Origin of the sequence: Pseudomonas sp. TKO26, assembly GCF_003225665.1 — a bacterium.
Lineage (GTDB): Bacteria > Pseudomonadota > Gammaproteobacteria > Pseudomonadales > Pseudomonadaceae > Aquipseudomonas > Aquipseudomonas saponiphila.
In genome coordinates this window covers 123,343-147,584 of record NZ_QKLN01000005.1, presented here as the reverse complement: position 1 = coordinate 147,584, position 24,242 = coordinate 123,343, and the positions used below count along the sequence as shown (strand labels likewise).

The following is a 24,242-nucleotide window of genomic DNA, read 5'->3' as shown; positions in this document are numbered from 1 at the left end:
TTGCCCACGCATAGGAAAAATTGACATTAAACTAGCACGACCAAAGGCAACTTTACACCGTCTGTCGCAACGGTTACGGCCAATATGCCGGCTGGCCAGGTTGGCAATAGGGAAAATTCCCCGACTTGCCCCCAACTAGCGCCTCAGTCGCACGGACTCAAGCGTCCACCATCGCCATCGCCTCCTCGACATCCACGGCTACCAGGCGCGAACATCCGGGTTCGTGCATCGTTACGCCCATTAACTGATCAGCCATTTCCATAGCGATCTTGTTGTGGGTGATATAGATGAACTGCACTGTCTGCGACATCTCTTTAACCAATCTTGCATAGCGTCCAACGTTAGCGTCATCCAGCGGGGCGTCAACTTCGTCGAGCATGCAGAACGGCGCCGGATTCAACTTGAAGATGGCAAATACCAGGGCCAATGCAGTCAGCGCCTTTTCACCACCCGAGAGCAAATGAATGGTGCTGTTCTTCTTCCCTGGAGGACGAGCCATGATCGTTACCCCTGTATCGAGTAGATCTTCGCCCGTCAGTTCCAAATAAGCGCTGCCGCCACCGAAAACCTTTGGAAAAAGTGCCTGCAGACCGCCGTTGATCTGATCAAAGGTATCTTTGAAGCGATTACGGGTTTCCTTGTCGATCTTGCGGATCACGTTCTCCAGGGTTTCCAGGGCTTCCACCAGGTCGGCGTCCTGGGCGTCCAGATAACGCTTGCGCTCGGACTGCTGCTGATACTCATCGATAGCCGCGAGGTTGATCGCGCCCAGACGCTGGATTCGCGCGGCAATCCGCTCCAGTTCCTCTTCGGCGGCCTGCTCGCTGGCTTCGGCGGTCAGGGTCGCCAGCACGCCATCCAGGTCGTAGCCATCGGCCAGTAACTGCTCCTGCAAGGTCTTGCGGCGCACGGTCAGGGCTTGCCATTCCATGCGCTGCTGTTCCAGCTGGCCGCGAATCAGCTGCGATTGCTGCTCGGCCTGGTTGCGGCGCTTCTCGGCATCACGCAGTTCGCGGTCGGCATCCTCCAGGGCGATCTGCGCGGTCTTGAGCTCGACATCCACGGTCATGCGCTTTTCCAGCAGCTCCTCGAGCTTCAGGCGCAACTCTTCCAGCGGCGCTTCGCCCTCCTCCAGATTGAGGCTGAGCTGCTCGCGCTTCTCGGTCAGACGCTCGGATTGCAGCTCCAGGCGCTCCAGGGCCTGACGAGTGGAATCGTGCTGGGCCTTGAGGGAGCCCATGCGCACTGCCAGTTGATGAGCGTGATCCTTGTGCTGGCGCGCCTCCTGGCGCACCCGATCAAGGCGCTCGCGCAGGCTGTCACGCTGGGCCAGCAGCAGCTCGCGCTGCTCGGTATCCAGGGCCATGCTGTCCAGGGCTTCCTGCAACTGCAGACGCGCCTCGCCGACCTGTTCGTGCTCCAGCTCACGCTGTTCGCCCAGTTCGACCAATTCTTCATCAAGACGGCTGCGCCGCAGGTTCAGCTGTTCGGCCTTGGCTTTGCCCGCGGACAACTTGGCTTTCAACTCACCCTGCTGGCGGGCTTCGTCCTGCAACAAGCGGCGCAAATGTTCGCGACCGTTCTCCTGCTGACGCTGCTGGGCCCGCAGGTTGAGCAACTGGCTTTCCAGGGTCTCGACGCTGGCTTCGCGCTCATCGCGCTCCAGGGTCAGTTGCTGGATTTCCTGGTCCCGAGCCAATACGCCACTTTCCGCTTCGCTGGCGCGACGCACCCGCAGGAAATGCCGGCCAACCCAGTAGCCATCACGGCTGATCAGGCTCTGCCCGGCACTCAGTTGCCCGCGCAAGGCCAGGGCCTGCTCCAGGCTGTCCACCGGCTTGACCTGAGCCAGCCAGGGCGCCAGATCGACCTGGGATTCAACCTTGTCCAGCAGGCTGCCCGGCATGCGCGAAACATCCCCTTGCAGGCTCAGCAGACGCAGATCGCCCTGTTGAAAACCGGCCAGATCGATGCCGGAAAAATCGTCCACCAACACCGCTTGCAGATCGGCGCCCAGCACGGTTTCCACCGCCAGCTCCCAGCCCGGCTCCACGTGCATGCCATCGGCCAGGCGCGGACGCTCGGCCAGTTGCTGTTCACGCAACCATTGCGCGGTACCGGTGCCCGGGTCGAGCGCCGCTTGCTGCAAGGCCTCCAGGGAAGCCAGCCGGCCATTGAGCCGTTGCAGTTCACCCTGGGCCTGCTGCTGAGCCTGAGTGGCCTGCTGCAATTGCTGACGCAGCTGTTCCAGGCGCTCGACCTGGGACTCTTCGCTGGCCTGCAGGTCTTCCAGGGTCGCTTCGCTGGCGGCCAGTTGTTCGTTGAGTTCAAGAATCGCCGCGTCTTCCGGATCCGCCGAGAGCAGCTCGCGCTCCTCGGCCAGCCGCCGCTGACGCTCGGACAGGCGCTCCATGCTGCCTTCGAGCTGCTGGATGCGCGACTGCTGCACTTCTGCCTGGCGTCGCGGCTCGGCGGAACTCAGGTTGAAGGCGTCCCATTGCTCCTGCCAGCCATGCATGGTGGCTTCGGCTTCTTCCAGGGTCGCGGCAGCCTCCTCGGCCGCGGCGGCGGTGACTTCCTGCTCGGGTTCGAGCATGGCCAGCTCTTCCCCCAGGGTCGCCAGCAAGGTGCGATCGTGACCCAGATGGGACTCGGTCTCCAGGCGCGCGCGCTCGGCCTCCTTGAGGTCGTCCTGCAACTGCCGCAGACGCTGCTGCCCATGCTGGATGCTCTGCTCGACCCGGGCGATATCGCCGCCCACAGAATAGAAGCGCCCCTGCACCAGATTGAAGCGTTCGGACAATTCGTGGTGCCCGTCGCGAAAGCGTTCGATGGCGGCATCGGCGTTGCGCTGCTCGGCCACCAACGCCTCGAAGCTGACCTCCTGACTGCCGATCACCGACTCGCGCTGGCCCACCTGTTCATTCAATGCCTGCCAGCGCAGAGCCGACAATTGCGCCTTGAGCTGACGCTCCTCGGCCTTGTATTCCTGGTACTTCTCGGCAGCCTGGGCCTGGCGATGCAAGCGTTCGAGCTGGCGCTCCAGCTCTTCGCGCAGGTCGGTCAGGCGGGCAAGGTTCTCGTGAGTGCGGCGGATACGGTTTTCCGTTTCGCGCCGGCGCTCCTTGTACTTGGAGATGCCTGCGGCCTCTTCGATGAAGTTGCGCAGGTCCTCGGGCTTGGCCTCGATCAGCTTGGAGATCATGCCCTGCTCGATGATCGAGTAGCTGCGTGGCCCCAGGCCGGTGCCAAGGAAGATATCGGTGATATCCCGACGACGGCACTTGGCGCCGTTGAGGAAGTAACTGTTCTGGCTGTCGCGGGTTACTTTGCGGCGGATGGAGATCTCGGCATAGGCCGCGTACTCCCCCACCAGGGTGCCGTCGGAGTTGTCGAACACCAGTTCGATGCTGGCCTGGCTCACCGGCTTGCGGCTGGTGGAACCGTTGAAGATGACATCGGTCATCGACTCGCCGCGCAGGTTCTTCGCCGAACTCTCGCCCATCACCCAGCGCACGGCGTCGATGATGTTCGACTTGCCGCAACCATTGGGCCCGACCACCGCCGCCATGTTACTGGGGAAGTTCACCGTGGTCGGATCGACGAAGGACTTGAATCCCGCCAGCTTGATGCACTTGAGTCGCACGTTTACGCATCCGCCAACGCAGACACCACCAGATCGCTGCTGCGCTGGGCGTAGGCCGTCAACACCTGGCGGATCTCCTGCAGATCACGAGCCAGTACCGCAGCCAGCAACTGCTCGAACAGCGCCAGGTACTCGCTCATCGAGGCCTTGCGCTGCTCCAGTGCCAGGTAATAGGCCCGGCTCATCGCCGGCTGCAGGTTCTCGACGGTTTCCTGCAGGTACGGATTGTTGGCAAAGGGATAAGCCGCCCGCATCACGCTGAAGCTGTCTTCGACGAAGGCACGGATGTCCTGACGCTCGTAGGCACTCTCCAGACGCTGCTGGATCTGCAGGAACGGCGCCATGTCGCTCTGCTGCACCCAGCCGCTGGCCACGGAATTGCCCAGCAGGATGTACAGCTCGCTCATCAGGGTGCACAGACTGCGGACCTTGTGCTCGGTGAGCTCGGTCACATGGGCGCCACGACGCGGCAGGATGGCGATCAGATGGCGACGCTCGAGAATCAGCAAGGCCTCGCGGACCGAACCACGGCTGACATTGAGGGCCAAGGTGACCTTCTGTTCCTGGATACGCTCCCCAGGCTTGAGATCCCCGCGAATGATACGTTCGGCGAGGTGGTGAGCAATCTGCTCGGCGAGGCTGTCCGGCGCCTTGAACGTCATGGTTTTCCTTCAAAATCTTTAATCGGCACAAGCGGCGAAGTGTAGCGCAATTGCTACATCATCGCGGAGTGCCTCGACAGGGGAATTTGGCATGAAACAAGCAGAAGGATGCCAATCAAGGGGTTTCTCGAATGCCGTTCATACTTGGAATGTTGAGCATGGAAAATTCCTGACCTGAAAGTCAGAAAATCATTGACCGAAAAGTCAGACATGACTAAATTCGGCTCAGTTCGCTTAACAACAATAAAGAGTCTGCGAGGCCTTCCGTGATCCAGTTTTTATTCAACCAGGAACTCCGTAGCGAGCACGCCCTGGACCCGAACCTCACCGTGCTCAACTACCTGCGCGAGCACCTGGGCAAATCCGGCACCAAGGAAGGCTGCGCCAGCGGCGACTGCGGCGCCTGCACCGTGGTCGTGGGCGAGTTGCAGACGGATGCGCAAGGCCGCGAAAGCATTCGCTATCGCAGCCTCAACTCATGCCTGACCTTCGTCTCCGCCCTGCACGGCAAGCAACTGATCAGCGTCGAGGGCCTCAAGCACCAGGGGCAACTGCACAGCGTGCAGCAGGCCATGGTCGACTGCCATGGCTCGCAATGCGGCTTCTGCACCCCAGGCTTCGTCATGTCGCTGTTCGCCCTGCAAAAAAACAGCAGCCAGCCCGACGCCCACCAGGCCCATGAAGCCCTGGCCGGCAACCTGTGCCGCTGCACCGGCTACCGGCCAATCCTCGCTGCCGCCGAGCAGGCCTGCGGCGGCGGGCAGAGCGACCAGTTCGACGCGCGCCAGGCCGAGACCATCAGCCGCCTCAAGGCCATCGCCCCCAAGGACACCGGCGAGCTCAACAGCGGCGACAAACGCTGCCTGGTGCCATTGACCGTGGCCGACCTGGCCGACCTCTACGACGCCTACCCACAAGCCCGGCTGCTGGCCGGCGGCACCGACCTGGCCCTGGAAGTGACCCAGTTCCATCGCACCCTGCCGGTGATGATCTACGTCGGCAACATTGCCGAGATGAAGCGCATCGAACGCTTCGACGATCGCCTGGAAATCGGTGCCGCCACCGCCCTCACCGACTGCTACGACGCCCTGCGCGCCGAATACCCGGACTTCGGCGAATTGCTGCAACGCTTCGCTTCGCTGCAGATCCGCAACCAGGGCACCCTGGGCGGCAACATCGGCAACGCCTCGCCCATCGGCGACTCGCCGCCGCTGCTGATTGCCCTCGGCGCGCAGATCGTTCTGTGCAAGGGCGAAGTGCGGCGCACCCTGGCCCTGGAAGACTATTTCATCGACTACCGGGTCACCGCCCGCCAGGAAAGCGAGTTCATCGAGAAGATCATCGTGCCCCGGGCCAGCGCCGAGCGACTGTTCCGCGCCTACAAGGTGTCCAAGCGCCTGGACGATGATATTTCCGCGGTCTGCGCCGCCTTCAACCTGCGCATCGACAACGGCGTGGTCAGCGATGTGCGCATCGCCTTCGGCGGCATGGCGGCCATTCCCAAGCGCGCCCGAAGCTGTGAAGCCGCACTGCTGGGCGCACCCTGGAACCAGGCCACGGTCGAACGTGCCTGTGCCGCGCTGGCGCAAGACTTCACACCGCTTTCGGACTTTCGCGCGAGCAAGGAATACCGCCTGTTGAGCGCACAGAACCTGCTGCGCAAATACTTCGTCGAACTGCAAACACCGCACATCGAAACCCGGGTGACCGCTTATGTCTAATCATCACAAGGTCGAGCAGACTCAAGCCGAACTGAGCGCCCTGTTTCAACAGGACCTGAGCACCGGCGTTGGCCGCAGCGTCAAGCACGACAGCGCCGACAAGCACGTGTCCGGTGAAGCCGTGTACATCGATGACCGCCTGGAATTCCCCAATCAGTTGCACGTCTACGCGCGGCTGTCGGACCGGGCTCACGCCAAGGTCATCAGCATCGATACCGCCCCCTGCTACGCCTTCGAGGGCGTGCGCATCGCCATTACCCATGAAGACATTCCCGGCCTCAAGGACATCGGCCCGCTGCTGCCCGGCGACCCGCTGCTGGCCATCGATACCGTGCAGTTCGTCGGTCAGCCGGTGCTGGCGGTAGCCGCCCGCGACCTGGAAACCGCGCGCAAGGCGGCCATGGCCGCGATCATCGAATATGAAGACCTGGAGCCGGTACTGGATGTGGTCGAAGCGCTGCGCAAGCGCCACTTCGTGCTGGACAGCCACACCCATCAACGCGGCGACTCGGCCGGCGCCCTGGCCAGCGCCGAACACCGTATCCAGGGCACCCTGCATATCGGCGGCCAGGAACACTTCTACCTGGAAACCCAGATTTCCTCGGTGATGCCCACCGAAGACGGCGGCATGATCGTCTACTGCTCGACCCAGAACCCCACCGAAGTACAGAAGCTGGTGGCGGAAGTGCTCGACGTGTCGATGAACAAGATCGTGGTCGACATGCGGCGCATGGGCGGCGGTTTTGGCGGCAAGGAAACCCAGGCCGCCAGCCCTGCCTGCCTGTGCGCAGTGATCGCCCGCCTCACCGGCCAGCCCACCAAGATGCGCCTGCCGCGGGTCGAAGACATGCTGATGACCGGCAAGCGCCATCCCTTCTACATCGAATACGACGTGGGTTTTGACAGCAACGGACGCCTGCACGGCATCCAGCTGGAACTGGCCGGCAACTGCGGCTGCTCGCCGGACCTCTCGGCGTCCATTGTCGACCGGGCGATGTTTCACGCCGACAACGCCTACTACCTGGGCGACGCCACCATCAACGGCCATCGCTGCAAGACCAACACCGCGTCGAACACCGCCTACCGCGGCTTCGGCGGCCCGCAAGGCATGGTCGCCATCGAAGAGGTGATGGACGCCATTGCCCGCCACCTGCACCTGGACCCGCTGGCAGTGCGCAAGGCCAACTACTACGGCAAGACCGAGCGCAACGTCACCCACTACTACCAGACCGTCGAGCACAACATGCTCGAGGAAATGACCGCCGAACTGGAAGCCAGCAGCCAGTACGCTGAACGCCGCGAAGCCATCCGCCTGTACAACGCCAACAGCCCGATCCTGAAAAAGGGCCTGGCGCTGACCCCGGTGAAATTCGGCATCTCCTTCACCGCCAGCTTCCTCAATCAGGCCGGCGCGCTGATCCACGTCTACACCGACGGCAGCATCCACCTGAACCACGGCGGCACGGAAATGGGCCAGGGCCTGAACACCAAGGTGGCGCAAGTGGTGGCCGAGGTGTTTCAAGTGGACATCGGGCGGGTACAGATCACCGCCACCAACACCGACAAGGTGCCCAACACCTCGCCCACCGCCGCTTCCAGCGGCGCCGACCTCAACGGCAAGGCCGCGCAGAATGCCGCGCAGACCATCAAGAGCCGCCTGGTGGAATTCGCCGCGCGCAAGTATCAGGTCAGCGAGGAAGACGTGGAGTTCCACAACGGCCACGTGCGGGTCCGCGAGCATATCCTGACCTTCGAGGAACTGATCCAGCAGGCCTATTTCGCCCAGGTGTCGCTGTCCAGCACCGGCTTCTACAAGACTCCGAAGATCTACTACGATCGCGCCCAGGCCCGGGGCCGGCCGTTCTACTACTACGCCTTCGGCGCGGCCTGTGCCGAAGTGATAGTCGACACCCTGACCGGCGAGTACAAGATGCTGCGCACCGACATCCTGCATGACGTCGGCGCCTCGCTGAACCCGGCCATCGACATCGGCCAGGTGGAAGGCGGCTACATCCAGGGCATGGGCTGGCTGACCACCGAGGAGTTGGTGTGGAACGCCAAGGGCAAGCTGATGACCTGCGGCCCGGCCAGCTACAAGATCCCGGCGGTGGCGGACATGCCAGCGGACCTGCGGGTCAAGCTGGTGGAAAATCGCAAGAACCCGGAAGACACGGTGTTCCACTCCAAGGCCGTGGGCGAACCGCCGTTCATGCTCGGCATCGCCGCCTGGTGCGCGATCAAGGACGCGGTGGCCAGCCTCGGCGACTACCGTCACCAGCCCCAGATCGACGCGCCGGCGACTCCGGAACGGGTGTTGTGGGGCTGCGAGCAGATGCGCCGCTTGCAGGCAACCAGCGCCGCGGAGCAACCAGCCGAACTGGCACCGCTGTAATGGCCTTCGCGGGCAAGCCTGCTCCTGCAACAGCCTTGGGGGCGGGCTTGCCCGCGAAGACCCGGACAGACACCAAGATGTCGAGGTGAACATGTACAACTGGATCAGCGCCCTCGCCGACCTGCAGACCCAGGGAGAACCCTGCGTGCTGGTGACCATCATCGAAGAGCTCGGTTCGACGCCGCGCAATGCCGGCTCGAAGATGGTCGTCAGCGCCACCCGGGCCTTCGACACCATCGGCGGCGGCCACCTGGAATACAAAGCCATGCAGATCGCCCGGGAGATGCTCGCCGCCGGCAAGCAGGCCACTCACCTGGAGCGCTTCAGCCTCGGCGCCAGCCTCGGCCAATGCTGCGGCGGCGCCACGGTGCTGCTTTTCGAACCCATGGGCCAGGTACAGGCGCAGATCGCCGTGTTCGGCGCCGGACACGTCGGCCGCGCCCTGGTGCCGCTACTGGCCAGCCTGCCCTGCCGGGTGCGCTGGATCGATTCCCGGGAACAGGAGTTCCCGGAACAGATGCCACCGGGCGTGCACAAGATCGTCAGCGAAGAGCCGGTGGAAGAAATCGACAACCTGCCTCCGGGCAGCTACTGCATCGTCATGACCCATAATCACCAACTGGACCTGGAGCTGACCGCCGCCCTGCTCAAGCGCAACGACTTTGCCTATTTCGGCCTGATCGGCTCGAAGACCAAACGCGTCAAGTTCGAGCATCGCCTGCGCGACCGCGGTTTTGACGCCGCCACCCTGCAGCGCATGCGTTGCCCGATGGGCCTGGGTGAGGTCAAAGGCAAGTTGCCCGTGGAAATCGCCATCTCCATCGCCGGTGAGATCATCGCCACCTATAACGCTCATTTCGGCCAGCCCAGCGCCAGCGCCGAACCCATTGCCAAACTGCTGCCGGCTTCGCGCCGCAGCCAGGCCTCGAACTGAAACGCCACACACCGAGAATCCCCATGCCTTTAACGCGCAAAGCCTACCGAGCCGCCATCCTGCACAGCATCGCCGACCCGGCCGAAGTCGGCATCGAAGCCTCCTACGAGTATTTCGAAGACGGCCTGCTGGTGGTCGAGGACGGCCGGATCAGTGCCCTCGGCCACGCCAGCGAACTGCTGGCCACGTTGCCCGCCCAGGTGCAGGTCGAGCACTACCCGGATGCCCTGATCACTCCCGGCTTCATCGACACCCACATCCACCTGCCCCAGACCGGCATGGTCGGTGCCTACGGCGAGCAATTGCTGGACTGGCTGAACACCTACACCTTCCCCTGCGAAAGCCAGTTCGCCGACCAGGCCCACGCCGATGAAGTGGCGGACATTTTCATCAAGGAGCTGCTGCGCAACGGCACCACCACCGCCCTGGTGTTTGGCAGCGTGCACCCGCAGTCGGTCAACGCGTTTTTCGAAGCCGCCGAGAAACTCGACCTGCGGATGATCGCCGGCAAGGTGATGATGGACCGCAACGCCCCGGACTACCTGACCGACACCGCCGAATCCAGCTATCAGGAAAGCAAGGCACTGATCGAGCGCTGGCACGGCAAGGGCCGCCTGCACTACGCCGTCACTCCGCGCTTCGCGCCGACCAGTACCCCGGAGCAACTGACCCTGGCCGGCCGGTTGCTGACCGAGTACCCCGACCTCTACATGCAGACCCACATCAGTGAAAACCTGCAGGAAATCGAATGGGTCAAGGCACTGTTCCCGGAGCGCAAGGGCTACCTCGACGTCTACGACCACTACCAGTTGCTGGGTGAGCGCTCGGTGTTCGCCCACGGCGTGCACCTGTGCGACGAGGAATGCGCGCGCCTGGCGCAGACCGGCTCGGCCGTGGCCTTCTGCCCGACCTCGAACTTCTTCCTCGGCAGTGGCCTGTTCAACCTGCCGATGGCGGAAAAGCACAAGCTCAACGTCGGCCTGGGCACCGACGTCGGTGGCGGCACCAGCTTCTCGCTGCTGCAGACCCTCAACGAAGCCTACAAGGTCATGCAACTGCAAGGCGCCCGCCTGAGCCCGTTCAAATCGCTGTACCTGGCAACCCTGGGCGGCGCTCGGGCGCTGCGCCTGGAGGACAGGATCGGCACCCTGCACCCTGGCACCGACGCCGACTTCGTGGTCCTCGATTACCACGCCACGCCGCTGCTCAGCTACCGCCTGAAGCAGGCCAACAACATCGCCGAAACCCTGTTCGTGCTGATGACCCTGGGGGATGACCGCACGGTGCTGCAGACCTACGCCGCCGGTCGGCAAGTCCACCAACGCTGAGCCCGTGCACAAAAAATCCCCCGCTCGCCAATCCGCGAACGGGGGATTTTTCATGCCTGGCCGAACCGCGATGCAGCGTCGGCTAGAAGGTCACTTCCATGTTCAGGGTCGGCGCGCTGGTGCGCGTCCCCCGTCCGCCGTCTACCCCGAACTTGTTATGCCAGTACTCGTAACCGACGCCCAGATAGAGGTTGGGCTTGACGCTCTTGCCCGGCAGCACGGCGACCATCAGCGAACTGCGCAGCAGGGTTTCCGGAGCGGTATCGCGGTAGTTGTAGTCGTGGCCTTTTTCCCCGGTGTAGTTGATGAAACCCTGGAACTTGGCCGCGTGGCTGCCGACTTCGAAGGGGCGCATCCAGGCCAGGTTCAGCAGGTAGGTGTCATCGAAGGTGTGGTCCGGATCCTTGGCACCGGGGATCCCCGAATGGTTGTTTTCCTTGTAGTACAGCAAGCTCAGGTCAAGCACGCCGACGGTGTTGAACTTGAGGGTCGGACCGAAGACCAGGGCGCGCTTCTTCGCCGATCCCAGGTTGTTGTTGCGGCTGGCGTCAAAGCCCAGGGTCAGCGCGTAGTCCTTGATCAGGCCGGTGCCCAGGGGTGTATCCAGGACCCGGGAGGCAAAGAGCTGGTGACGGTAGACACCGTAGACTTCGCTGCTGCCCTTGTTGGTGCCCTTGCGCGGATCGTCGCTATCGGAAAGCAGCACGTCCAGGTGCAGGTAGTTGCTGCCGTATTGGTAACCGCTGGCGTGGGTGAAGCTGTAGATACGCTTGCTGATGTAGTGCGGGTTGTTCGGGTTGGTGAACTCCTTGCCGTACCGAAAGCCGACGCTGTTGTTCATCCACTCCAGGGCGGCCGCTTCCCCTGCTCCAATCAACGTCATCAGCAGGGTTGCGCCTTGTAATGCCTTTTTCATTTTTATTATGTCCTGTGGCGGTGTGGCGTTAGGCAGCTTCGCTGGCTGCCGACCGCACGCAGTATCGACACAAGCGCCACGGGGCCCAAAGAACAGAATATCGACCAGGGCGCTGCCAAAACGGCAACAGCACCTGTAACCATGGACTCAGAGCACCGGCTGGCCAAAGGCCCGCTCGGCCCGTTCGCGAATGGCGATCTCTTCGCTGAGCAGATGAGCCAACGCCTCCACCGCGCTGGGCAGTTCGCGCCCGCTGCGGGCGTAGAGTCCCAGGTCGCTGTAGATCCCGCCCTGATCGCTCAGGGGGATGTGCACCAGTTCGCCCTTGCCCAGGTCGGCCTCGACCCCGACCCGGGTCTGGAACGCCACGCCCATGTTGTGCCGGGCCATCTGCCGCGCCAGCTCCATGGAGTTGCTCTGCAACGGCGGCTTGTCCAGCAGCCCCAGGCGCTTGTGCAGCGGCGCCAGCAGGTGATGGATCGACAGCTCGCTCTTGGCCAGGATCAGCCCGTGCTCGGCACAGGTGGCGAAGTTGACGCTGCCCCGCTCGGCCAGGGGATGGTCGGGACTGACCAAGGCCCCGAGGCGAAAATGCCCGACACTCAACTGGCGAATCTCCGGTGCGCGGGGCAAGGCAAAGGCCAGGCCCAGGTCGGCACGACTGTTGATCAAGGCCAGGGGTATCGATTGCGACCCCTGCACCGTGACGCCGATGGTCACCTGCGGATAGTGCTCGCGCATGCGCTTGAGCACCGAGGGCAGCAGGTCCACGGTGGCGCCCTCCACGGTGGCGATCTCGACGTGCCCGCTGCGCAAGCCACGCAGGGCATCGAACTCCAGGCGCACTCGCTCCAGATCCTGCAACACCAGATTGACGTGGCGACTGAGGATCTCTCCGGCCAGGGTCAGGCGCAGGCCACCGGGCAACCGCTCGAACAGCGGCGCCCCGATTTCATCCTCGATCTTCAGAATCTGCCGGTTCACCGCCGAAGACGCGACATTCAGGCGCCGGGCCGCCTCGCGAATCGAATGGCAGCGCCGCACCATGTCGAAGTAATGGATGGCGGAGGAATGAATACGTAGCGTTCTGCCACTCATGCCGCAGGCTCCTTGCGCAGGACCAGAGGCGCACGGGCTCGCCTGCCATGCGCATTGAAGCAGGCACTGTATACAATACTTGTGCAAAGTTAAAACAATCTGCCGAATCCACCGGCAAACCCGAGGCCAAACAAAAATCCCCCGCTGCGCGAGCCGCGCAGCGGGGGATTTTCAGAGCGGATCCAGGCTACAGCTTGGCGCTTGGACGTCCCGGCTTCTTGGTCTGCAGCAGGTGCGAAAACACCGCGTGCAAGTCGTCCGAGGCGCTTTCCTCGTCGAGATTGAGCTTGCTGTCGATGTGATCCATGTGATGCATCATCAGGTTCACCGCCAGCTCGCCATCCCGGGCTTCGATGGCGTCGATCAGTTGCGTGTGCTCATCGTAGGAACAATGGGAGCGGTTGCCGCTTTCATACTGGGCGATGATCAGCGAGGTCTGGGACACCAGGCTGCGCTGGAAGCTGATCAGCGGTGCATTCTTCGCCGCCTCGGCCAGCTTCAGGTGGAACTCCCCGGACAGGCGGATGCCGGCGCCACGATCACCCCGGGAAAAGCTGTCGCGCTCCTCGTTGACCATCTGCCGCAACTCCAGCAGTTGCTCGGCGGTGGCGTGCTGCACCGCCAGCTCGGTGATGGCCCGCTCCACCAGGCGCCGGGCGAGAAACACCTGACGGGCTTCCTCGACACTCGGGCTGGCTACCACCGCGCCACGATTGGGCCGCAGCAGCACCACGCCTTCGTGGGCCAGGCGCGACAGGGCGCGACGGATGATGGTCCGACTGACTCCGAATATTTCTCCCAACGCCTCCTCGCTCAACTTGGTGCCGGGCGCCAGGCGCTGCTCGAGGATGGCCTCAAAGATGTGCGCGTAGACAATATCGTCCTGGGTTCCGCTGCGACCGGCTTTGCCTGCTCGCGGTTGTTTCTTGAGAGGTTGCAACTGTTCGTTCATGGGCACTCGGGTCGGGAGGACTGCGGCGATTTCGGCGTGACTGTAATACGCCACGGTGGGTCGCTGGCAAGTATCGCGTTAAAACAGGGGCACATTGTACACAACCACTGGGGATCATTAATAAAAAGTGTTAAGGATCCCCGCACTCTTTCAGCGACTGTACGGCTATTTGTAGTCACGGCTGTATTGCAATGCAAAGTTGCTTTTAAGTTTAGGCTTGAACCCTGAACCCCTTCACTGGCCCATTGCTCGCGCATGATTCGAGCGATGTTCGCTGGACGTGGGTTTTGTGTCTTTCAAGAACAAGGAATAGCAGTAATGTCCGACGCCACCCCCGCGCAATTACGCCCCCTGGCGGACACTTCGCCCTCAGCCATCGTGGCCGGTTTCATCGCCATGATGACCGGCTACACCAGTTCGCTGGTGCTGATGTTCCAGGCCGGACAAGCCGCCGGCCTGACCAGCGGTCAGATTTCCTCGTGGATCTGGGCCATTTCCATTGGTATGGCGATCTGCAGCATCGGTCTGTCACTGCGATATCGCACCCCGATCACCATTGCCTGGTCGACACCGGGCGCCGCCCTGCTGATCACCAGCCTGTCCGGCGTCACCTACGGCGAAGCCATCGGCGCCTACATCACCTGCGCCGTGCTGGTGACCCTGTGCGGGCTCACCGGCAGCTTCGAGCGCCTGGTGAAAAAGATCCCCGCCTCCCTGGCGGCCGCACTGTTGGCGGGGATCCTGTTCAAGATCGGCAGCGAGATCTTCGTCGCCGCCCAGCATCGCACTGGTCTGGTCCTGGGGATGTTCTTCACCTACCTGGTGGTCAAGCGCCTGTCGCCACGCTACGCGGTACTGGCGGCGCTGCTGATCGGCACGGCCCTGTCGGGCGCCATGGGCTTGCTGGACTTCAGCGGCTTTCATCTGGAAGTGGCGACCCCGGTCTGGACCACGCCGCACTTCTCCCTGGCCGCTACCATCAGCATCGGCATCCCACTGTTCGTAGTGGCCATGACCTCGCAGAACATGCCCGGGATCGCCGTGCTGCGGGCTGACGGCTATCAGGTTCCGGCCTCGCCGCTGATCACCGCCACCGGCCTTGCCTCGCTGCTACTGGCGCCATTCGGCTCCCACGGCATCAACCTGGCGGCCATCAGCGCCGCCATCTGCACCGGGCCCCATGCCCATGAAGATCACGGCAAGCGCTACACCGCGGCAGTGTGGTGCGGGGTTTTCTACGGCATTGCCGGGGTCTTTGGCGCGACCCTGGCCGCGCTGTTCGCGGCCCTGCCCAAGGAGCTGGTGCTGTCCATCGCCGCCCTGGCGCTGTTCGGATCGATCATCAACGGCTTGAGCATTGCCATGAGTGAAGTGAAGGAGCGCGAGGCGGCGCTGATCACCTTCATGGTCACGGCCTCGGGGCTGACGCTGTTTTCCATTGGCTCGGCGTTCTGGGGGATTGTCGCCGGGGTGATCACCTTGATGATTCTGAATTGGCGCAGTGCCTGAAGGGCTTCAGCGGCCAATAGCGCCCACGACAAAACCCGGGGCTGGCCCGTGGCAGAGGCAAGAAACACAAGGGAAAATTCGACAGGCCGCCCAGGCAGGACAGCAACGCATGAGCGGCCCGGACGGGCCGCTCATGCATGACATCACGCGACTGGGTTGATCGCGTTGTCCGGGTACCAGACGTCCAGCAGCGGGCTGACTTCAACGTTGGTCAGCTCGGTGCGTGCCTTGAGCCAGGCTTCAACGGTGGCGCGTTGCTCTTCGCTCACGGAACCACGCTTGCTCAGGCAAACCAGACCGAAGTCGTCGCCGCCTACATAGCCCAGGCCGTTGGCTTCCATCGCTTCTTTGAGGAATGCGTCGAGGAAAGCGTCAATAGCTTCGTCAGCCAGATCTTCTTTGAAATCCAGGTTCAGCTCAAAACCCAGCTCCTGAAATTCATCTACGCAGAGTTTTTTGCGCAGACGGCGGGAACGGTTAGTGGCCATGGAACAATCCTCATAAGTAATAACGGGCGGCACTTTACCAGTTTAGGCGGGCGATTGCCTGACTCTATGAGGACACGGTCGTGCCATTGGTAAAAAAAATACCGCCCCGGCGGCCCGTGGCACGGCACAAGCCGCTATACCTTGGGGCATAATGCCGACACTTTCATGACCACTGAGGGATTTTATCTGCATGCCCTCGCCTTTTTTCCCCTCGACTGCAGGGTTCCATTTCACATGATCAAATCGTTGCGTCCTCTTCTGCTGGCCAGTGTTTTCCTCCCCCTGGCCTTCCCTGCCTCCGCGGCTCCGGTCAATACCACCCTGACACCCAAGGTCCAACAAGCCCTCAAAGCCAGCAAACTCCCGGACAACGCCCTGTCGCTGGTGATGATTCCCCTGAACGGCCCGGGCACCCCGACGATTTTCAACGCCGATGTGTCAGTCAACCCGGCCTCCACCATGAAGCTGGTCACCACCTACGCGGCCCTGGAAATGCTCGGCCCGACCCACCAGTGGAAGACCGAGTTCTACACCGACGGCACCCTCAGTGGCGGCATCCTCAATGGCAACCTGTACCTCAAGGGCGGCGGCGACCCCAAGCTGAACATGGAAAAGCTCTGGCTGCTGATGCGCGACCTGCGGGCCAATGGCGTGCAGCAAGTCACCGGCGACCTGGTGCTGGATCGCAACTACTTCGTGCAACCGCAACTGCCGGAATTCAATGACGACGGCAACGACGAGAACAAACCGTTCCTGGTCAAGCCCGATGCGCTGATGGTCAACCTCAAGGCCCTGCGCTTCGTCGCCCGCAACGATTCCGGGCGGGTGCTGGTGTCGGTGGAGCCGCCGATCGCCAAGATTCGCATCGACAATCAGGTCAAGGCGGTCAACACCAAGCAATGCACCGGTGACGTGCGCTACAACCCGGTGACCCAGGCCGATGGCAGCGTGATCGTCACCGTCGGCGGTCAGTTGGGCGATGGCTGCAGCTCGCAGACCTACCTGTCGCTGCTGGACCACGCCACCTACACCGCCGGCGCGGTGCGGGCGATCTGGAGCGAACTGGGCGGCAGCATCCAGGGCCAGGACCGCCTGGCGGTGGTGCCCAAGGACGCCAAGGTACTGGCCCGGGCCTTTTCTCCGGACCTGGCGGAAATCATCCGCGACATCAACAAGTACAGTAACAACACCATGGCCCAGCAGTTGTTCCTGAGCCTGGGCGCCAAGTACCGCAATGAAGCCGATGGCGATGACGCCAAGGCTGCCCAGCGCGTGGTGCGCCAGTGGCTGGCGAAGAAAGGCATCACCGCGCCGCACCTGGTGATGGAGAACGGCTCCGGCCTGTCCCGCGCCGAGCGGGTCAGCGCCCGGGAAATGGCCGGCCTGCTGCAAGCCGCGTGGAAGAGTCCCTACGCCGCCGAATTCATCAGCTCGATGCCGATTGCCGGCATGGACGGCACCATGCGCAAGCGCCTCAAGCGCACCGCCATGTCCGGTGAAGCCCACATCAAGACCGGCACCCTGAACACCGTCCGCGCCATTGCCGGCTACAGCCGCGATGACAACGGCAACACCTGGGCGGTGGTTGCCATCCTCAACGATCCACGGCCGTTCGGTGCCTCTTCGGTGCTGGATCAGGTACTGCTGGATCTGTATCGCCAACCAAAACTGGCCACCAGCGCTTCGCCGCTGTAACGCCCTGGGCCGACGGCGGCTGCCCCGCGCCGCCGTCGTCGTTCAGGGCAACTCGGCCTGAACCCGGTCGCGACCGGCCTGCTTGGCGGCGTAGACCCCGGAGTCGGCCCGCAACAGCAAGCCATCCGCGCCCTCGCCCTCGCGCCAGCTGGCAACACCGAAACTGGCGGTGACCCTGCCCACCGGCGCGATCGGCGAACTGCGCAAGCCCTGCCACAGTTCCTCGGCCAGGACCAGCGCCTGTCGGGCGTTGGTGTCTGGGCACAGAACCATGAACTCCTCGCCCCCCAGACGGCAGAACACATCGGTGCGTCGCAGCCGCCGGCCGATGCGCTCGCACAGCCCGCGCAGCACCTGATCGCCGACGCCGTGACCGTACTGGTCGTTGATCCGCTTGAAGTGATCGACATCCAGCATGATCACCGCCATTTCGCCCCCGCCGCGCTCCAGGCGCTGCATTTCGTTCTGCAACTGCTCCTGGAAATAGCGCCGGTTGTGAATCCCGGTCAACGAGTCGGTGACCGACAAGGCCCGCAGTTCCTCCTCGACCCGCTTGAGATCGGAGATGTCCGAGATATAGCCGTGCCACAGAACCCCGCCGCCACTCAGGCTTTCCGGGGTCGCCGCCCCGCGCATCCAGCGCAGCCCGCGTTGCGGCAGGCAGACTCGGTATTCCTCGCGCCAGGGACTCAACTGCTGGGCGGAAATCCGGATCGACTCGCGTACCCGCTGCACATCCTCGGGATGGATCCGCTCAAACACCGCTGCGGCATCCTCCTGCAGCACCTGCGGCTCGATCTCGTAGATCTCGCGAATGCCATCGCTGGCGTAGGTAAAGCTGGCATGGCCATCGGCGTCCAGCTTGAACTGGTAGATGCCACCGGGAACATGGGCACTGAGCTTTTTCAACAACCGGTCCCTGGCGGCCAGGGCTTCATGCACCCGCTTACGCTCGGTGATGTCGATGCAGATGGCCAGATGGCCAATCCACAGCCCCTGGTCATCCAGCACCGGGGTCGCCAGCATGTTCACTTGCAGGTGGCTGCCGTCGCGTCGCACCAGGGTCCATTCCCGGGCCTCATGACCACCGACCATGCCCTCTTCCACCAGCATCGCCCGGGACACCTCGATGGGCTTGCCATAGCGCTGACTGAGGCTATGGGCCCACGCTTCCAGCTCCTGAGGCAGGTGCAGGCTTTCCAGGGTCAGGTGGCCCACCGCTTCGCTGCTGCGGTAACGCAGCATCTGCTCGGCGCCAGCATTGAAGGTGCTGATGACCCCACGCAAGTCGGTGGCGATGATCGCCACCTGGGTAGCGGCATTGAGCACGCTGCGCAACTGGCTGTGGGTTCCACGCAGCTCCTGCTCGCGACTGCGCAACTCCCGGGTGCGCTGTTCGACCAGGGCCAGGGCCCGTTGCCGTTGACTCACCAGCACGTAGAGCAAGGCGCTGAGCAGCAGGCTGAGCAAGCTGCCGAGGATCGCCAGACTGGTCAGTGAAGAATGATTGGCATGCAGGAACGCCGCGCTGGGGCGGATTTCCACTTGATAATCCCGGTCTGCCAGACGCAGCAGACGGCTGGCGCCCAGGTGACTGGTGACCGGCAGGTTGTTCGATTCATACAGCACCTCATGCTGGCCCTCGCTGGACAGATCGAGAATCCGCACCGACAGGTTGTCACTGGCCGAGGCCGGCAAGCCGTCCGCCACCAGTTGCCGCAGGCTGATCACCGCCAGCACATAACCATAGGGCCTGGCCTGGGGCGAAGGGTCATCCTGGGCACGCCTGACCGGCGCCGCCAGCAGCACCCCGCGGGCATAGGCCGGATCCACCGCCACCAGATGCATGGGCGGCGAAACTGCCAGGCCATTGAGCACCCGGGCACGCTCCAGCGTGGCCCGACGCAGCGGCTGGGCCAGCAGGTCATACCCCAGGGGCGAGCCCAACGGGCTCTGGGTCTGGCTGTAGAGCACCGGCGCGTAGTCATCCTGATCACCGGCCGGCTCCATCTGCCCCGCCGCATTGAGCTGCACGATGGCGAATCCGGGCTGCCCCTCACGGCGCACCGCCTGCTCGAAATCCGCCCGCTGGGCACGACTGACTAGCGGCGCAAAGGCATAGGCCTGAGTCCGACGCAGCAGAGGCTTGGCGTACCCCTCGAAGTCGTAGCGAGTCACATGATCGGAATTGACGAAGAAACGCCGCAAGCCGTCCAGGCGTTGCTCCTGGTCTTGAAAGCGCTCTTCGATGCGGCTGTAGCGTTCGCTGGCCAGCAACTGAAAGCGCTGGCGCAACTGCTGCTGGTTCAGGTTGTAGGTGGACCAGGCCAAGAGCCCGGTGAGAATGCTGCCCGCGAGCAACACCAGCACCGCCACCAGCCAGGCCGAAACATCTTCACTAATGAAACCCAGGATTTTCGGGCGTACCACATGCAACGGCATAAGTAGAACTCATCACGCCAGCGAGTTTGGGTGTCATCCGGATCAAGTGAGAGTTATAGCCATTAGCCATTAATTTGACCAGCGCTAAACAGCCCCCTATGCCCGAAAAATCGGGCCTTGGGGGACTTATCCGGCCATCAGCGGGCGGTGATTTTCCAGGCCCGGTGAATCTTGCTGTTACGGGCAAAATCCGGGTCGATGGTTTTTGCCGTGATCTCTTCGACCTGATAGCGGGTCGCGAGGTTCTCATCCAGCTGGAACTTGCGGAAGTTGTTGGAGAAATACAGCACACCGCCCGGGGCCAGGCGCGCCATGGCCAGGTCCAGCAACTGCACCTGGTCACGCTGCACGTCGAACACCCCTTCCATGCGCTTGGAATTGGAGAAGGTCGGCGGGTCGATGAAGATCAGGTCGAACTCGTCGCGGCAACTCTCCAGCCAGGCCATCACGTCGCCCTGCTCCAGGCGGTTCTTGTCGGAGAAACCGTTGAGGGAGAAATTGCGTCGCGCCCAGTCCAGATAGGTTTTCGACAGGTCGACACTGGTGGTGCTGCGCGCCCCGCCCTTGGCCGCATGCACGCTGGCCGTGGCGGTGTAGCAGAACAGATTGAGGAAGCGCTTGCCGGCGGCTTCTTGCTGAATGCGCATGCGCATGGGCCGATGATCGAGGAACAGCCCGGTATCCAGGTAGTCGGTCAGGTTCACCAGCAGCTTGACCCCGCCTTCGCGGACTTCGGTGAACTGGCCCTGAGCACTCTGGCGCTCGTACTGCTTGGTGCCGCTCTGACGCTCGCGACGCTTGATCACCACCCGGCTCTTGTCCACGTTCAGCGCCTGGGGAATCGCCGCCAGGGCGTCGAACAGACGAGCCTGGGCCTTCTCCGGGTCCACCGACTTGGGCGCCGCGTACTCCTGCACGTGCACCCAGTCCTGATACAGATCGATGGCCAGGGAGTATTCCGGCATGTCGGCATCGTAGACCCGGTAGCACTCGACGCCTTCGCGCTTGGCCCATTTGCCCAGTTGCTTGAGATTCTTCTGCAGGCGGTTGGCGAACATCTGTCCGCCTTCGCTCAGGCGTGCCTGCTCGACCACCGGGGCCGGAGCCGGCTTGATCGGGTTGCCATTCTTGTTGAACTGGCGCACTGGCGCCTCGTCCGCCGCGGCCTGGGCCTGCTCGCGTTCCACCTGGCGCTGCTCGGCGGTACGCCGCTCGCCGGTGACGAACTGATCCGGCAGGACCTTGATCAGCAGCAGCTTGCACGGCAAGGCACCGTTCCAGAACGAGTACTGCTTGTGGCTGCGGATGCCCATGCGCTTGCCCAGGTCCGGGGCACCGGTGAACACCGCCGCCTCCCAGTTGAGACAGGCCTGACGCAGGCGCTCACCGAGGTTCTGGTAGAGGTACAGCAGGCTGGCTTCATCACCCAGGCGCTCGCCGTAAGGCGGGTTGCAGATCACCAGGCCTTTCTGGTTCTGGTCCGGACGCGGCTCGAAGGTGCCGACTTCGCCCTGATAGATCTTGATCCAATCGCTCAGGCCGGCACGCTCGACGTTGTTGCGCCCCGGCTGGATCAGGCGTGGATCGGCCTCGTAGCCACGGATCCACAGCGGCGGCTTGGCCAGGCCGGCCTGGGCCCGGGCCAGCGCTTCATCATGCAGCTTGCGCCACAGCGCCGGCACATGACCAAGCCAGGCGGTGAAACCCCACTGCTCGCGCTTGAGGTTGGGCGCGATGTCGGCGGCGATCATCGCCGCTTCCACCAGGAAGGTGCCGACACCGCACATCGGGTCGGCCAGGGCGCCGCCCTGGGCGGCAATACGTGGCCAACCGGCACGGATCAGGATCGCCGCCGCCAGGTTTTCCTTGAGTGGCGCAGCGCCTTGCTGCAGACGGTAGCCGCGCTGGTGCAGGCTGTGGCCGGACAGGTCCAGGGAGAGAATGGCTTCGCCACGATCCAGGCGCAGGTGGATGCGCAGGTCCGGGTTGAGCTTGTCCACCGAAGGACGCTCGCCGGTCGGGGTGCGCAGTTTGTCGACGATGGCGTCCTTGACCTTCAAGGCGCCGAAGTGGGTGTTGTCGATCCCCGAACCATGGCCGCTGAATTCCACCGCCAGGGTGCCGTCAGCCAGCATATGGTCCTGCCAGTCGACATCCAGCACGCCGTGATAGAGGTCCTCGGCATCCTTCATCGGGAAGCGCTTGAGCACCAGCAGCACCCGGTTGGCCAGGCGCGACCACAGGCACAGGCGATAGGCCGTCTCCATGTCGGCCATGCCGCGCACGGCAGAAGTGTGCTCACGCGCTTGCTCAAGGCCAAGCCCGACGGCTTCCTCGATCAGCAGGCCTTCAAGGCCTTTGGGGCAGGTGAGGAAGAGTTCGTAACGATCCGACATGGGAGTACCAGAGCCTTTGGCAATAAGTGAACGGGCAACGCATCGCCCGCTCGGTTTTCAATCAAGCGCTTTTCTTCAAGAGCGCTCGTGTGGCACGAATCTGTGCCGTCCCACCCCGGCAGGCAGGCCTTCTTGCTGAGCAAAAGAGCTTTGAGGCCGGGACAGATAAAAAGTCAGGGCAACAAAATGACATAAGTCGACCCTTCGTCGAATAGTAGTTGAGTGCAACCGTTCGACATTCTCACTAAAGCATTAACCTCATCATCTAGTCAGAGGCTGATCACAGCGGGCTTTGCCTGACAAACAGGATACAAAACCACCCTCGGCTTATGGCCTGGACAGCAATATCGTTACGTCCTTATGACAAAACGATCATTCACTTGCTGTGACCTATTGGTTAGAACTCAACACAGGTTGGCGCCGCAATGACGCCAACATCAAGGCTCGCCACGCCGGCAGCGAGCACCAACGGCAGAGACATTCTGCCCGACCTCAGAAGAAGGTCGACGGGACATAAAGCAGTCAACAAGTGAGGGAAACACCCTATGAGAAGACTAAAGCGTGATCCGTTGGAAAGAGCATTTTTACGCGGATATCAGTATGGCGTTAATGGCAAGTCCCGTGAGCTTTGCCCATTTACTCTACCGTCAGTACGCCAAGCCTGGATCAACGGCTGGCGCGAAGGACGCGGCGACAACTGGGACGGTATGACAGGCACTGCGGGCATCCACAGACTCAACGAACTTCGCGCTGTCGGCTGATCAGGGCACATTCCGACACCTACAACTTGAATAGATGACGACTTAACCACGCACGCCCCATCCGGGCGGCGGGCTTCGGCCCAGGGGCTCCTTCGAGGAGCCCTTTTTTATGCCTGCCGTCCTTCCCCTCTCAGCCCATGGCCGCGATCGCGTCCACCGACTCGCGAATCAACGCCGGGCCCTTGTAGATGAAACCCGAATACAGCTGCACCAGGCTCGCGCCCGCGGCGATTTTCTCAGCCGCGTGCTTGCCCTCGGTGATGCCGCCCACGGCAATGATCGGCAAACGGCCGGCCAGTTCGGCGGCCAGCACCTTGACCGTGTGGGTGCTCTTGTCGCGCACCGGCGCGCCGGACAGACCGCCCGCCTCGTCACCGTGCTCCAGGCCTTCGACGCCTTCGCGACTCAGGGTGGTGTTGGTGGCGATCACCGCATCCATGCCGGTTTCCAGCAAGGCACGGGCCACTTCCACGGTTTCCTCGTCGCTCATGTCCGGAGCGATCTTGATCGCCAGCGGCACCCGCTTGCCGTGGATAACCGCCAGTTCCTGCTGGCGCTGGCTCAGGGCCGACAAAAGCTGCTTGAGCGACTCGCCAAATTGCAGGCTGCGCAGGCCCGGCGTGTTGGGTGAGCTGACGTTGACCGTGACATAGCTGGCATGGGCGTAGACCTTGTCCAGGCAGATCAGGTAGTCGTCCACCGCCCGCTCCACCGGAGTATCGAAGTTCTTGCCGATATTGATCCCCAGCACGCCCTTGTATGACGCGGCGGCAACCCGCGCCAGCAGGTTGTCGACCCCCAGGTTGTTGAAGCCCATGCGATTGATGATGGCTTCGGCCTGGGGCAGGCGGAAGATGCGCGGCTTGGGGTTGCCCGGTTGCGGACGCGGAGTGACGGTGCCGATCTCGACAAAACCGAAGCCCAGCTGGGCAAAGCCGTCGATGGCCGCACCGTTCTTGTCCAGGCCAGCGGCCAGACCCACCGGGTTGGCAAACTCCAGGCCCATGACCTTGACCGGCAACTGGGCCGGCGCCTTGCACAGCAGGCCGTTAAGCCCCAAACGCCCGCCCGCACCGATCAGGTCCAGGGACAGATCGTGGGAGGTTTCCGGGGAGAGTTTGAACAGCAGCTGGCGGGCCAGGGTATACATGGGCGGGATGAACTCGGTTGGCGGCGAAATTGGCCGCCGATTATAGCCGCGCCCGGGGCTTGCAGGCGAGGCGCAGAAGCAAATCCCCGGCAATGGCATATGCCTTGCACCCCCTTTGAGCATCAAACCCGAGCCAATGGCGGTCCGGGTTC

16 protein-coding genes are annotated in these 24,242 nt (G+C 62.9%); 7 read left to right on the top strand and 9 right to left on the bottom strand.

The features are described 5' to 3' along the window. Positions 1-157: 157 nt before the first annotated feature. Both smc and DNK59_RS09570 read right to left on the bottom strand, forming a co-directional pair. Positions 158-3,646 carry a chromosome segregation protein SMC gene (gene smc, locus DNK59_RS09575; protein WP_110723048.1) on the bottom strand — a complete coding sequence of 1,163 codons (3,489 nt, stop codon included), beginning with the start codon at positions 3,644-3,646 and terminating at the stop codon, positions 158-160. 2 nt (positions 3,647-3,648) lie between these two features. Beyond that, positions 3,649-4,308, bottom strand: a complete 660-nt coding sequence (locus tag DNK59_RS09570) for a GntR family transcriptional regulator (protein WP_016968380.1) — start codon at positions 4,306-4,308, stop codon at positions 3,649-3,651. A 266-nt stretch (positions 4,309-4,574) separates the two neighbouring features. On the opposite strand from DNK59_RS09570, the gene xdhA reads away from it, so the two are divergent. The 4 genes from xdhA to guaD all read left to right on the top strand — a co-directional run bounded on the left by xdhA (position 4,575) and on the right by guaD (position 10,683). Continuing rightward, positions 4,575-6,029, top strand: coding sequence for a xanthine dehydrogenase small subunit (gene xdhA, locus DNK59_RS09565; RefSeq protein ID WP_110723047.1), 1,455 nt, complete (start codon positions 4,575-4,577; stop codon positions 6,027-6,029). Continuing rightward, a complete protein-coding gene (gene xdhB, locus DNK59_RS09560) occupies positions 6,022-8,421 on the top strand; it encodes a xanthine dehydrogenase molybdopterin binding subunit (RefSeq protein ID WP_110723046.1) in 2,400 nt (799 codons plus the stop codon). Before xdhA ends, xdhB begins: the two co-directional genes overlap by 8 nt. Before the next feature lie 91 nt (positions 8,422-8,512). Next, on the top strand, positions 8,513-9,355 hold the full coding sequence (xdhC, locus tag DNK59_RS09555; RefSeq protein WP_110723045.1) for a xanthine dehydrogenase accessory protein XdhC: 843 nt from the start codon (positions 8,513-8,515) through the stop codon (positions 9,353-9,355). A 23-nt stretch (positions 9,356-9,378) separates the two neighbouring features. Continuing rightward, entirely contained in the window at positions 9,379-10,683 is a 1,305-nt protein-coding gene (guaD, locus tag DNK59_RS09550; RefSeq protein ID WP_110723044.1) for a guanine deaminase, read from the top strand. An 82-nt stretch (positions 10,684-10,765) separates the two neighbouring features. Here guaD and DNK59_RS09545 read toward each other — a convergent pair whose 3' ends face one another. The 3 genes from DNK59_RS09545 to DNK59_RS09535 form a co-directional block, all read right to left on the bottom strand. After that, positions 10,766-11,599, bottom strand: a complete 834-nt coding sequence (locus tag DNK59_RS09545; RefSeq protein ID WP_110723043.1) for a nucleoside-binding protein — start codon at positions 11,597-11,599, stop codon at positions 10,766-10,768. 147 nt (positions 11,600-11,746) lie between these two features. Continuing rightward, complete coding sequence (locus DNK59_RS09540) at positions 11,747-12,697, bottom strand: LysR family transcriptional regulator (RefSeq protein WP_110723042.1); 951 nt, start codon at positions 12,695-12,697, stop codon at positions 11,747-11,749. A 187-nt stretch (positions 12,698-12,884) separates the two neighbouring features. Next, on the bottom strand, positions 12,885-13,649 hold the full coding sequence (locus tag DNK59_RS09535; protein WP_011060203.1) for a GntR family transcriptional regulator: 765 nt from the start codon (positions 13,647-13,649) through the stop codon (positions 12,885-12,887). Between the two features lie 318 nt (positions 13,650-13,967). Between DNK59_RS09535 and DNK59_RS09530 the strand changes: the two genes are divergently transcribed. Beyond that, positions 13,968-15,158 (top strand): benzoate/H(+) symporter BenE family transporter, encoded by a 1,191-nt coding sequence (locus DNK59_RS09530; RefSeq protein ID WP_110723041.1) that lies wholly within the window; start codon positions 13,968-13,970, stop codon positions 15,156-15,158. 143 nt (positions 15,159-15,301) lie between these two features. Here the strand turns inward: DNK59_RS09530 and DNK59_RS09525 are convergent, their stop codons facing one another. Continuing rightward, positions 15,302-15,646, bottom strand: a complete 345-nt coding sequence (locus tag DNK59_RS09525; protein WP_047284881.1) for a YggL family protein — start codon at positions 15,644-15,646, stop codon at positions 15,302-15,304. A 234-nt stretch (positions 15,647-15,880) separates the two neighbouring features. Between DNK59_RS09525 and dacB the strand changes: the two genes are divergently transcribed. Continuing rightward, on the top strand, positions 15,881-17,341 hold the full coding sequence (gene dacB, locus DNK59_RS09520) for a D-alanyl-D-alanine carboxypeptidase/D-alanyl-D-alanine-endopeptidase (RefSeq protein WP_060838302.1): 1,461 nt from the start codon (positions 15,881-15,883) through the stop codon (positions 17,339-17,341). A 42-nt stretch (positions 17,342-17,383) separates the two neighbouring features. Here the strand turns inward: dacB and DNK59_RS09515 are convergent, their stop codons facing one another. Both DNK59_RS09515 and rlmKL read right to left on the bottom strand, forming a co-directional pair. Next, the gene (locus DNK59_RS09515) at positions 17,384-19,783 is read right to left on the bottom strand and encodes a diguanylate cyclase (RefSeq protein ID WP_110723040.1); all 2,400 of its coding nucleotides are present in this window, start codon (positions 19,781-19,783) and stop codon (positions 17,384-17,386) included. 137 nt (positions 19,784-19,920) lie between these two features. Beyond that, a complete protein-coding gene (rlmKL, locus tag DNK59_RS09510; protein WP_110723039.1) occupies positions 19,921-22,179 on the bottom strand; it encodes a bifunctional 23S rRNA (guanine(2069)-N(7))-methyltransferase RlmK/23S rRNA (guanine(2445)-N(2))-methyltransferase RlmL in 2,259 nt (752 codons plus the stop codon). A gap of 545 nt (positions 22,180-22,724) precedes the next feature. Here rlmKL and rmf point away from each other — a divergent pair. Further along, positions 22,725-22,940 carry a ribosome modulation factor gene (rmf, locus tag DNK59_RS09500; protein ID WP_016965693.1) on the top strand — a complete coding sequence of 72 codons (216 nt, stop codon included), beginning with the start codon at positions 22,725-22,727 and terminating at the stop codon, positions 22,938-22,940. Positions 22,941-23,070: 130 nt separating this feature from the next. Here the strand turns inward: rmf and DNK59_RS09495 are convergent, their stop codons facing one another. Then, positions 23,071-24,090: a quinone-dependent dihydroorotate dehydrogenase gene (locus DNK59_RS09495; protein ID WP_092316680.1), complete on the bottom strand. Its 1,020-nt coding sequence runs from the start codon at positions 24,088-24,090 to the stop codon at positions 23,071-23,073. Positions 24,091-24,242 lie beyond the last annotated feature (152 nt).